Origin of the sequence: Companilactobacillus crustorum JCM 15951 (genome assembly GCF_001434585.1) — a bacterium.
Classification (GTDB): Bacteria; Bacillota; Bacilli; order Lactobacillales; family Lactobacillaceae; genus Companilactobacillus; species Companilactobacillus crustorum.
Genome location: NZ_AZDB01000002.1, coordinates 1 through 12125, shown reverse-complemented (window position 1 = coordinate 12125; position 12125 = coordinate 1). Strand labels below are relative to the sequence as shown.

Here is a 12125-nt window from a genome sequence, read left to right as displayed (position 1 = left end):
TTTAGTGATGATACCTATTATGATATAGATTTGATTTGAAGTATTATTAGTTAATTTATACTTAAATACGAACAATTTACAGAACGGACATATAAATGTTTCTATTTTCCTTGCAAAAACACGAATAATCTGCAATACTATAGAAGTTCTAAAGAGATTATTTTTTAAGGGGCGTTTATAGTGAATTCATTAGATAATAGAGGAAATTTAAGCTTAATTGAGCGTTTATTTCATCTAGAAGAAGCCAAAACAAATGTTAGACGTGAGATCTTAGCAGGTTTAACGACATTTGTTTCAATGGCTTATATTTTGTTCGTTAATCCGCAAGTCTTGGGAGACTCAGGAATGAACAAAGGCTCACTGTTTACAGCTACTGCCTTGACTGCAGTGGTTGGATCAGTGTTAATGGGTGTTTTAGCAAATTATCCAATTGCGATTGCACCAGGTTTAGGGGATAACGCCTTTTTTAGTTATTCAGTAGTTATTGCCATGGGAATTCCTTGGCAAACAGCAATGGCTGGTGTTTTTGTTGCCAGTTTGATTTTCTTAGTAATTTCTTTAATGAAACTACGTGAAGTCGTAATTAATGCGATTCCGAAAGATTTGAAGTTAGCAGTTGCATCAGGACTAGGTATTTTTATTGCCTTTGTTGGTTTACAAGGTGGGGGTCTGATAACGGCTAGCAAATCATCTCTAGTTGCAATTGGTTCTTTTACAGTTCCAACGACTTGGTTAACAATTGTTGGTCTGTTAGTAACAGCCATTTTAATGGCTCGAAAGATTCCCGGTGCCATTTTTATCGGAATGGTCTTTACAACTGTTGTTGGTCTGGTAACAAAGTTAATTCCAGCTCCAGCTCATATTGTTTCAGCAATTCCAAGTTTGAAACCAACTTTTGGTGTGGGTGTAGCTCATATTACTGATATTAAAGAACCTCAACTTTGGGCAGTTGTGATTATCTTCTTATTGGTAGCTTTCTTTGATACAGCCGGTACATTGATTGGTTTAGCTGAACAAGTCGATGTTATGCAAGATTCAGAAGGAAAGATGCCAAGAATTGGACGTGCTTTGATGGCTGATTCAATCTCAATGGTTAGTGGTTCAGTTTTCGGAACTACTCCTCCAACAGCGTACGTTGAATCATCAGCTGGTATTGCTGTGGGCGGTAGAACTGGTTTGACTTCAATTACTGTCGGCGTTTTGTTTGCACTATCGATGTTCTTCTCACCATTGTTATCAGTCGTTACAAGTAATGTAACGGCGCCAGTACTAATCATCGTTGGTACATTAATGGCTCAATCAATGCGTGGAATTCAATGGGATAGATTTGAAATTGCGCTGCCAGCATTCTTAACGATTGTTGGTATGCCACTAACTTATAATATTTCATACGGTATTGCCTTTGGATTTTTAGTATATCCAATTACAATGCTCGCAGCAGGTAAGAGAAAAGAAATAAATCCAATTATGTATGGATTGTTCGTTGTTTTCGTAATCTTACTTTATATTATCAATATTTTGCCAAAAGCTAGTTTGGCTTAAAACTATTGTTGGTTTTAAAATTGCTGTAATAATTAAATTTAAACCTATATAAAAATAGCTAATGACTACACTATAAAAAGTCATTAGCTATTTTTATATTTTCACCCTCGTCAAATAAATATCATGATTTACCTAAAAGAAGTATAATAATTTTTGTAAGCGTAAACAAGGAGGCAACCATGAAAAAAATTATTAATAACGTTGAGGATATTGTGCCTGAAATGATTTCAGGACTTGTTAAAACTAATTCGAATTTAGTTAAGCAGATTGAGGGTACTACTGCGGTTGTTCGAAATGATGCTAAGTTTAAAGAAACTAAACAGGTTGGAATTGTTTCTGGTGGTGGTAGTGGTCACGAACCGTTGCATGCCGGTTATGTAGGCGATGGTATGCTTAGTGCTGCTGTGGCTGGAGAAGTTTTTACTTCACCAACTCCTGACCAAATTTACGAAGCTATTAAAGCAGTTGATCAAGGTCAAGGTGTCTTATTAATTGTTAAAAATTATTCAGGCGATGTTATGAATTTTGACATGGCTAAAGAAATGGCTGAAGCTGATGATATCGAAATTAAATCAGTTATAGTTGATGATGATATTTCAGTAAAAAACAGTGAGTTTACCCAAGGGAAACGTGGTGTAGCCGGAACTGCTCTCGTAGAAAAAATTGTCGGAGCTGCTGCTCGTGCAGGAATGTCTTTGAGCGATTTAGCAGATTTAGGTCAAAGGGTGATTGATAATACGAAAACAATTGGAATAGCTTTACACGCTGCCACTGTTCCAGCAGTTGGACACCCAGGATTTGAATTAGGAGACGATGAAATTGAATATGGAATTGGTATTCACAATGAGCGTGGCTATGCAGTTGAAAAAATCAAACCATCAAAGGAATTAGCTCATGAATTGATTGAAAAAATTATCGATGAGTTTAATGATAAATCAGGTGCTTTTGCTATTTTAGTAAATGGTATGGGCGGAACTCCTTTAATAGAACAATACATTTTTGCTAACGATGTTTTAAATGAATTAAACGATAAAAAAGTGTCAGTTCAATTTAGTAAGGTCGGAAATTTAGTTACATCGCTAGATATGCAAGGTATATCTTTGACAATTATGAAGGCTGATGAGAGTTGGATTAAATATCTAAAGGAACCAGTCACAACTATTGCTTGGTAGAGAGGGAGATTTTATGAAATTAGAATTAACAGATGCTAAAAAATGGATTAATTTATTCGTCGAAAAGTTAGAGGCTAATAAGTCAGAATTAAATGAATTAGATACGGCTATTGGTGATGGCGATCATGGAACTAATATGGATCGCGGTGCTCAGGCTGTAACAGAGGCGTTAGGTAAAAAAGAGCCTGAAAATTTGACTGATTTATATAAAACAACTGCCTTTGCGATGATTCAAAAAGTTGGTGGAGCTTCTGGTCCGCTTTATGGAACAGCTTTTTTGGATATGTCCAAAGCTGTCAAAGAGGATAATTTAGAATTAAGTGATTTGATTCAGATTGGAACTGATGGTATTAAACGTCGTGGTCAGTCAGATGTAGGAATGAAAACGATGATCGATATTTGGCAACCAGTAACAGAGGCTTTGAAAGCTAATAAATTGAACCAACAAGTTATCGACGCTGCTTTAAATAATGTTAAAGAATTAGTTGCTACCAAAGGACGGGCCAGTTATTTAGAGGAAAAATCTAAAGGTCATATTGATCCGGGTGCTCAATCTAGTGCTTACTTATTTGAATCATTAATTGAAGTGATAGGAGAATAATTATGAAATATGGAATAGTAATTGTTTCCCATTCAGCAAAGATCGCAGCAGGGGTCAAGGATTTAATTTCACAAGCAGCACCAGATTTGTCAATTACAACTGCTGGTGGTACTGAAGATGATGGAATCGGTTCATCTTTAGAGAAAATTCAAAAGGCAGTAGACGATAATACTGGCGATGAAATTTTAGCCTTTTATGACCTAGGAAGTTCTAAAATGAATTTAGAAATGCTGATGGAAATGACCGATCGAAAAATTCATGAATATAATGTAGCTTTGGTTGAAGGAGCTTATACAGCCGCTACTTTGGCTCAAGTTGAAACGCCATTAGAAGTAATTGAAAATAATTTAAAACCTTTAAAAATCAAATAAATAGAAAGTAAAATTTATTTAAATTTCAAACAATAAAAACAAGCACGGTAACCATTTAGGATAGTTACTGTGCTTGTTTTTTGCGCAAATAATTATGGAATTAATAGATAAAGCATAGCTCCAACGGCACCACCAGCTAGAGGTCCTAAAATAGGAACCCAACTGTATGACCAGTCGGAATCGCCTTTGTTAGCGATAGGTAAGATTTGATGAGCAATTCTTGGACCTAAGTCCCGGGCTGGATTAATAGCATATCCAGTCGTTCCACCAAGTGAGAAACCAATTGCAGTGATCAAAAGACCTACAACAATAGGATTAAGCCCTTGAGTAAATTTTCCACGTGTAAATGCTAATAGAGCAAATACTAGGACAAATGTCCCGATAAATTCACTAAGAAAGTTAAATAGATAATTTCTAATAGCAGGTCCAGTTGCGAAAACTCCTAGAATGGCTTTAGGATCATCAGTAACTTCCCAATGTGGGTAGTAATTGATCCAAACAACAATCGCTCCGACAATACCTCCAAGGGTTTGAGCAATCATGTAAGGAATAACAGAGGACCATGGGAAAACTCCAGCAATGGCCATACCTAAGGTAACAGCTGGATTTAAATGTGCTGGACTTAGAAAGACTGAGCAATAAACACCCAACGTAACGGCTAAGCCCCAACCAAAGGCAATGGCAATCCAACCAGCTCCTTCAGCTTTAGATTTTTTTAGACTTACGGCGGCAACAACGCCATCACCGAGTAGAATTAAAACAAACGTCCCGATGAATTCACCGATTAATTGTAGCATTAGACTATCGTGCATAAGCATTCCTCCAATTTAAAGTGACTACGCTTACAAACAATATTATACTTAGGTGCAGAGAATAATACCATGAAATAGAGTTTTTAAATATTGATAATATATTATAGAATGTATGATAAGAATTCATAGGTAAATTGGAAATAGAGAAAAAACTTTTAATTATGGGTTCAAGTGCTTTTTAAAATAGGCATTTATCCCATGAAAAATTGTTATCCTTAAAAGCGTGAGGTAAATTATGCGAACTGAAAAAGAAAAAATGCTAGCTGGCGATTTATATATTGCTCATGATCCCGAATTGAGAAAAGATTTTAAAAGGGCGAAGAAATTAGTTAGACTTTATAATCATACAACTGAGGACCAAAAAGAAGAGCGCCAACGTTTGGCAGAAAAATTATTAAAAAAAACTGGCAAAGGAATTCATTTAGAGCCACCATTTTATATTGATTATGGTGGCAATACTGAGGTTGGAGATAATTTTTATACTAATTATGAATGTATTATTTTAGATATAGCCAATGTTAAAATTGGAAATAATGTTTTGTTCGGACCACGAGTAGGTTTGTATACGGCAGGTCACCCGATTGATGCCATTATTCGTAATGAAGGTTATGAGTATGGCAAGCCTATAGCAATTGGCGATAATGTTTGGATTGGCGGCAATGTGGTTGTAAATCCTGGTGTAACTATTGGTAGCAATGTTGTAATCGGTTCTGGTTCAATTATTACTAAGGATATACCTGATAATGTTATAGCAGTAGGGAATCCTTGCCATGTCTTGCGACAGATAAATTCAGATGATAAGAAATATTGGGAATTAGAAAAAGAAAAGTATTTTAAAGAGTAAGGAATCAATATGATTTTCACTTAATTTTGATTAAAGTGTAAGTATCGAAGGATTCCATCTTCCACTGCGCTAGGAATGGTCTGGAACGTAGTGGCCGGACTTGGAGCCTCTTGGCTTTGCCAACAGTCTTCAAGCTCCACCTTTATCTAAGTGTGTACCACACTAAGATAAATATCACTACTGAGACCATCCTAGCTCCGTTCCAGATTAGTTTATTGGTTGATATTATTAACCTTCAAATTTGTAGTAATGATAAAAGTTAAATCTAAAAAAAGAGCTAATGACTATACTATAAAAAGTCATTAGCTTTTTTTGTGTTTAAATATTTAAAATAAAAACCATATAACAGTAATACTAGCCTGGAACAAAAATTGAAATTGGCTCAGCTGTGAGATTATTCTTGACAATTTATTGCTTAGAATAAGGCCGAGCTTGGAAATTATGCGTAGCATAAGTTTCAAGTCGTGCCCACAGCGTTCCAGCCAAATTTCAATTTTTGTGGAAGGCGGAATACTTACACTTTAATCAAGTATAAGTAACATTAGAGATTAAAGAGTTCTTCTAAATGCTGGATAACTCCTTGTTGATTATTATCGACCGTTTCAAAATTGGCGGTCTTATGAACGATAGGTGTGGCATTCTTCATAGCAACGCCGTGACCGACATAATCTAACATTTCTAAATCATTGCCACCATCGCCAAAGGCACACATTTCTTCAGGCTTGATATTGAATTTCTGAGAAAGATATTCTAATCCGGTAGCTTTGTTGACGTCAGCTCTAATAACATCAATGTCACCATGACCACTAGTTACGATCGAGACGCCTGAACCAATCATTGTAGCTAGTTTATCCATATAAAACTCTGTTTCATCATCAGGACAACCAAGTGAGAATTTCAAAACATCATCATCGACATCTTCAAATCTATCTACGCTTTGAATTTCAGGAAAATAAAAATTACTGATGCGATAAAATTCTGGCGAAGAACTATTAAGGATGTAGGCTGATTTTTTACCACACATAACAGCATTAACGTCAGGTAAACTTTCAATGACATCAATTGTTTTTTTGACAATATTTTTATCTAGAGAATCTGTTTGGTAGATTTTTTCATGACTGCCGATTAAAGCACCATTTTCAGCAACAAAGAGTGTTTTAGGAAAATCGCTAAAGAAACTTTTTAATTGATAATATTGATTGCCACTGGCAGAAACAAATCGTATATCATTCTGGTTCATATAATCGTAGACACGTTGGAAGCGTTCCTTATCAAAGTGTTTGTCATCATTCAAAAAAGTACCGTCCATATCTGTAGCAACTAATTTAATTGTCATAAGTAAAATTCCTCTTCAATTTTTAATGAAAAACTTTGCGATAGTGGAAGGGAGTTATTCCTTTCCATTTTTTGAAGTTCCTTACAAAAGATTTGGTGCTAGAGAAGCCACAGTTAATTGCAATCAAATCAATATTATTATCAGAGTTGAGCAACTCCTTTTGAGCGTTTAGAAGTCGAATGACTGTAATATATTTGCTGATAGGCATTTGGACTGCTTGATTAAACTGTTGATTCAGGGTAGTGAGCGAAGTGTTAAGCTGCTTTGCTAAGTTAGTACCATTTAGATCTGTCATGTAATTACTATTAATTAATTCCAATGCGCGATCAATTAAATTGTCATTCACTTGATTTTGGTAGTCAGAATTCTGACAAGAAAAGTTTTCAATTAGGCTGGCCAATAGTAAGTATGTTTGTCCAGTTAAAGCTAATTTAGTGCTGGGATTTTTTTGACCTTGCAACAGTTGTATCATCACGCGTAGGTTTTTCTCAATAGCTTGGTAAGCAATTAATTGCTTAATTGATTCAGGTTTACCATGAAGATTGAACTTTATCTGATCAAATTCAGGGTAGGCTTTTTTGAGAAAGCCATAATCAATAATTAGACAAAATTCAAATAATGATTCGGTTGTATCGAGACATGAAGCATGAACATTCCGAGAATTAACGATCCAAATATCACCTTTTTTAAAATGATAAGTAACGTTATTATCTCGAAAAGTCAATTGATTATCTGAGACTAGAAAACCTAATTCTATACTTTGATGCCAATGAGGAGCAACTGTTTTTGATGAATTTTGATTATGCAAATAATATTTAAAAGGCAGTCAGGAATTTAACTGAACTATTTCATGTTTAATAGTCATTAAAAGACTAATTTCTCCAAAGCTTTAGCGATACCATCTTCGTCGTTAGTAGTAGTTATATACGAAGCGTGAGCTTTGGCTTTGGGGGAACCGTTACCCATAGCAACAGCAGTTTTAGCAAAATCAAACATCGGAATGTCATTTTGTTCATCACCGATAGCCATAACTTCGTTGGCCTGTAGTCCTAAGAATTCAGCTAACTTTTTAAGTCCAACGCCTTTATTAACATTTTGGTGCATAATTTCTAGAAAATTATCGGCGGCTCGAACTACGTAATAATCTTTAGAAAATTCATTTTTTACTGGTTGTTCATATTGATCTAAGGTTTCCTTTTCACCAACGATAGCTGCTTTAGTTATTTCAAAATTGCTGTCTAATTCATCAGGAGTCCTTATAAAAATTCCAGCGCTGTTTTCCCAAGCTTGAACTACGGCAATTCGATTCACATTATGATCAGATGTATAGACGTTGCTTTGGTCATCAAGAACGTAGTACTGCATTTTGTTAGCAGTCACATATTTAACGATTCGTCGAAAATCTGCGTTATTGAGAATTTCACGCGAAAGAATTTTCCCAGAAACAGTTTCTACCAAACCACCATTATAGGTAATTACATATTGATCATCGCCACTGATTCCCAATTCTTTTAAATAAGGACTGACTCCAGCTAAGGGTCTACCTGAACAAAGAACAATTTTGATGCCCTGATCAAGAGCTTTTTTTAGCGCTTGTTTTGTTTTGGTAGTTATTTTGTGCTCAGTATTCAAAAGGGTATCATCGATATCGATTGCAATTAGTTTAATCATAAATTACTTCCTTTTTAAACTTAGTTAATTAAGGTAGGGATATTGTACCAAATGGATAAAACGCTTTCAAATGATAACCAGATTTTGTAGAATATTTTTTCGACCAATCGTTGCGAGTCCTTTTAGATAATCTTTTTCAAAGCTACGACTAAAATCTAAGCGATATTTTTTGTGTAAGGGAAGGTTATTTTTAATGGTTTCCTCTATTTGTTTAGTTTGTAAGTTAGTTAAAGACAATCTTTCAATGTAAATTACAATTAAGTGAGGATTTAAAAAGCTGATAATGTTTTGCACATATTGAATGATTTGACGAGTAATATCCTGATGTTCATCAATGGTTCCATACTCGACTTCACCGGCCAGACCATCGGCTCCGTTAATCAAATGATTGTTGATAACAATTCCCACGCCTGGTCCGGCATCATTAGGAAAATATAAACCTACAGAAATATTCTGACTTTCCTTTAGATCAATTGCGGCGCCAAATGTTGCTGCATTAGCATCGTTAACGATAATGGTTTCAATACCGGTGTTTTTTTGAATGGTTGCAGATAAATTAATTCCACGCAATGATTCAACATCGCTTATTTGTAAATAGCCATTGATTTCAGCTCCAGGGACACCGACGATAATTTTTTGAGGACGCTGATTTTTAGTTGCTTGCTTGATAAAAGCGATTAATTGGTCAATCGAACTGATTTTAGAATTGCTATATTGGGGTGATTGAATTTTTCCGGTGAGATCAGTAAAGAAGAATGTAGCCTGAACTTGCTTATGATTCTCCATTAATTCAACAATTCCAAGTTTATAGGCTTGGTAATTTAAATGATAAGTTTTGGCTCGTCGACCGCGCGTATTAATAAAATTAGTTGCAATAATTGGGGTGTGGGAAGAGAGTACATCAATTAATTTGTTGATACTAACAATGCTCAAACCCGTCAAATTGGAAAGATCTTTCGCAGATAATTCGTCATTTTCATCAAGTAAACTAAGAATTCTCTTTAAATTTTGTTGGCGAGCGGACAAGTGGCTATTGGTTGTCAAAATGAGTCCTCCTTAGGGATTGTTTTAGGTCAAAATAAATAATAAAAGTTAGTCTAACTCAATTTAAAATATGTTTAAACAAAATGTATAATATTAATGATAAGAAGTTTAATAAGCTAAGGGATGGTGATAAAGATGATTAATAGTGATTATAACGTAGAATTGAAACGATTAAATCAAATAAAGCCTGTAGATGTTTCCCACTTGCGGGATGTAGAAATGGTAATAAAAGATAGAATAGATAAGCATTCTTATGAACCTTTAATTTATGACCATTTAAAAACACTCCCAGATGATCCCAATTTGCCGAACGTTTTAACAAAACTACGAGATGGCAATAATCATGATGACATGCTTCAATCTCAATATCAGAATATTAAAATTACCAATGAATTTGCTGAGACACTTGGGCGAAAGGTTCGCTATTTAAAGATTAGACGTGAAGATGTGACAGCTTCAAAAGTTCTGATTTGTGTTCATGGTGGGGCTTATTATGGAGGTACGCCAGAAGATACGTTGCCTTTTTTAACGATGCTAGCTACTAAATTCAATGGTGTTATTTACAGCGTTGATTATGGAATAGCTCCAGAAAATCCTTATCCTTCAGGTATAGAAGATTGCTTGTCAGTTGTTGTAGCAGCTCAAAAAAACTATCAACAAATTTCCTTAGCTGGGGATTCAGCCGGAGCTGCGATTGCTTTGGGAGTTAGTCAATTGTGTCGTCTAATGGGAGTTGCTGAAATTAATAAACATATATTATTTTATCCGACTGTAGTTCATGGATCAGATCATAGTAGTGAATTATGGGATGATAATTTGATAGCAATTAATAAGACACAAAGACGAGCATTGCATAATAATTATACGCAATTTAAACAATTAGATACGATTATGACTAATTATTATACTGATCATCAAAAAATGAATTTATCAGCGCCAATCCTTTCACCACTTTATGCAGATTTGACAACCTTTAAAGAAACTTTGGTAATGACCGGAGAATTTGATCCGTTCCGATTACAAGATGAGGCTTTTGTTCAAAAGATTGGCTTGGTAGGTGGAAAAGTTAAATATATTCGTTATGGTGGTCTAGCTCATGCATTTTTGAATTATGTGGGACAAATACCTGCAGTTGAAGATTCACTTAATGAATGTGTGGCATTTTTAAATTAACAATAAAAAGGGAACACTGATCCAATGATATTTTGGATTTAGTGTTCCCTTTTGAAATTTAAGATTAAATATTTTCGGTAGGGTCATCATGATTTAAAACGTTATTTAAATTTCTGAGTTTCTTGATTTCCATGTTCCAAGTGCTGATGAGGACTAATACAGAACCAGTCCAAGCTAATGGATTGGCCATAGCAGCACCGTAGAATCCAAAGAGACGGATTAAAACAATTCCAGCAAAGACTCGCATTAATAATTCAGCAATTCCAGCAATTGTTGGAGCCTTTTGATTGCCCAAGCCTTGTAAGGTATATCTAACAATAAATAGAATAGACAAAATAAAGTAACTAGAACCATTAAAGTAATAGTAAATTTGAACTAAATCTAAAACTCTAGTCTGGCTACCATTCATAAATAGATGGGAGATATTGCGTCCAAAGAGAATTAAAAAGAAACCGATAATTAAACTAGAAGTAACGGAAATAATAATTCCCGACTTGACGCCATTAAGAATTCGCTTGAATTTTTTTGCACCTAAATTTTGAGCAGTGTAATTTACTAATGCTAATCCAAAACTAAAGGCAGGAAGCGTAGCAATTTGTTCAACCCTTCCAGCTACCGTGTAAGCAGCCACAGCATCGGCGCCTAAGGTATTGAGCATTACTTGAAGAATAATTGAACCAATCGCAATAATCGAAGATTGAAATCCCATTGGCAAACTAATTTTAAGGAGTTCTTTAATTTCAGCCATATCAATCTTAAAGTCTTTTTTAGTTAGGATTAGATAAGAAATGTGTTTGCGAATATAAAAATATAAAATCACGAAAGTAATTGTCTGAGCCACAATCGTGGCAATAGCTGCACCGGCAACACCCATGTGTAAGTAAAGTATGAAGATTAACTCTAAAACAATATTTAGAATGGTACTGACAATCAAGAAAAATAGTGGAACTCGGGAATCTCCGAGAGCCCGCATAGTATTACCTAAAAAATCAAAACCTACAAAAGAAAATATTCCTGCAAAGATAATTTCCAAAAAGATAAATGAATCATGAATCAACACTTTTGGAGTTTGCATAGCAACTAGTAATGGATAGGCAAAGATTAAAGCTAAGGCGGTGAAGATAACCGCGATGAATACAGAAATTATAATCCCTGATGCAAAGCTTTTACGTACACCTCGCTCGTCGTTAGCTCCATGCTTTTGAGCTGTTAGAATAGTTAAACCACTGGTCATCCCCTGAGCAAAACCGATAACTAATCCTGTTAAGCCACCAGTTGCCCCAACGCTAGCTAAAGCATTGACACTGATTGTTTTCCCCACAATTAATGTATCAATAAAACTGTAGAATTGTTGGAAAAAATTACCCAGCAGTAAAGGAATCGTATACAGAAATATGACTTTCATTGGTCTTCCGCGTGTTAAATCTATCATATGTCTAAGTTCCCCTTTACAAATATTACGACTATTTTAGCATTTTTAAATTTTTTATCGATTAAAAAGCTGTGAAAAAATTCATTTTTTTTAAATGATAGGTAGATTGTAAAATTAATCCGAACGC

Annotated in this window: 12 protein-coding genes; 6 read left to right on the top strand and 6 right to left on the bottom strand. The window is 34.9% G+C overall.

Annotation, left to right across the window (positions count from 1 at the left end; translation table 11 throughout):
- The first annotated feature begins 177 nt into the window (after window positions 1-177).
- The 4 genes from FD26_RS00700 (at window position 178) to dhaM (ending at window position 3686) form a co-directional block, all read left to right on the top strand.
- Window positions 178-1542 (top strand): NCS2 family permease, encoded by a 1365-nt coding sequence (locus FD26_RS00700; RefSeq protein WP_371862022.1) that lies wholly within the window; start codon window positions 178-180, stop codon window positions 1540-1542.
- 179 nt (window positions 1543-1721) lie between these two features.
- Window positions 1722-2714, top strand: a complete 993-nt coding sequence (gene dhaK, locus FD26_RS00695; RefSeq protein WP_057866532.1) for a dihydroxyacetone kinase subunit DhaK — start codon at window positions 1722-1724, stop codon at window positions 2712-2714.
- 13 nt (window positions 2715-2727) lie between these two features.
- Complete coding sequence (dhaL, locus tag FD26_RS00690) at window positions 2728-3315, top strand: dihydroxyacetone kinase subunit DhaL (protein ID WP_057866531.1); 588 nt, start codon at window positions 2728-2730, stop codon at window positions 3313-3315.
- 2 nt (window positions 3316-3317) lie between these two features.
- Window positions 3318-3686, top strand: a complete 369-nt coding sequence (gene dhaM / locus FD26_RS00685) for a dihydroxyacetone kinase phosphoryl donor subunit DhaM (protein WP_057866530.1) — start codon at window positions 3318-3320, stop codon at window positions 3684-3686.
- 92 nt (window positions 3687-3778) lie between these two features.
- Here dhaM and FD26_RS00680 read toward each other — a convergent pair whose 3' ends face one another.
- Window positions 3779-4498 carry an MIP/aquaporin family protein gene (locus FD26_RS00680; protein ID WP_057866529.1) on the bottom strand — a complete coding sequence of 240 codons (720 nt, stop codon included), beginning with the start codon at window positions 4496-4498 and terminating at the stop codon, window positions 3779-3781.
- A 235-nt stretch (window positions 4499-4733) separates the two neighbouring features.
- Here FD26_RS00680 and FD26_RS00675 point away from each other — a divergent pair, with 235 nt between their 5' ends.
- Window positions 4734-5342 carry a sugar O-acetyltransferase gene (locus FD26_RS00675; RefSeq protein WP_057866528.1) on the top strand — a complete coding sequence of 203 codons (609 nt, stop codon included), beginning with the start codon at window positions 4734-4736 and terminating at the stop codon, window positions 5340-5342.
- A gap of 541 nt (window positions 5343-5883) precedes the next feature.
- Here the strand turns inward: FD26_RS00675 and FD26_RS00670 are convergent.
- The 4 genes from FD26_RS00670 to FD26_RS00655 form a co-directional block, all read right to left on the bottom strand.
- Window positions 5884-6678: a Cof-type HAD-IIB family hydrolase gene (locus tag FD26_RS00670; protein WP_057866527.1), complete on the bottom strand. Its 795-nt coding sequence runs from the start codon at window positions 6676-6678 to the stop codon at window positions 5884-5886.
- A gap of 22 nt (window positions 6679-6700) precedes the next feature.
- Entirely contained in the window at window positions 6701-7486 is a 786-nt protein-coding gene (locus FD26_RS00665) for an AraC family transcriptional regulator (RefSeq protein WP_057866526.1), read from the bottom strand.
- Between the two features lie 56 nt (window positions 7487-7542).
- Window positions 7543-8349, bottom strand: coding sequence for a Cof-type HAD-IIB family hydrolase (locus tag FD26_RS00660; RefSeq protein ID WP_057866525.1), 807 nt, complete (start codon window positions 8347-8349; stop codon window positions 7543-7545).
- 66 nt (window positions 8350-8415) lie between these two features.
- Entirely contained in the window at window positions 8416-9393 is a 978-nt protein-coding gene (locus tag FD26_RS00655) for an ROK family protein (RefSeq protein WP_057866524.1), read from the bottom strand.
- Between the two features lie 135 nt (window positions 9394-9528).
- Here FD26_RS00655 and FD26_RS00650 point away from each other — a divergent pair, with 135 nt between their 5' ends.
- Complete coding sequence (locus FD26_RS00650; protein ID WP_057866523.1) at window positions 9529-10566, top strand: alpha/beta hydrolase fold domain-containing protein; 1038 nt, start codon at window positions 9529-9531, stop codon at window positions 10564-10566.
- 64 nt (window positions 10567-10630) lie between these two features.
- Here FD26_RS00650 and FD26_RS00645 read toward each other — a convergent pair whose 3' ends face one another.
- Window positions 10631-11998, bottom strand: coding sequence for an MATE family efflux transporter (locus tag FD26_RS00645; RefSeq protein WP_057866522.1), 1368 nt, complete (start codon window positions 11996-11998; stop codon window positions 10631-10633).
- Window positions 11999-12125 lie beyond the last annotated feature (127 nt).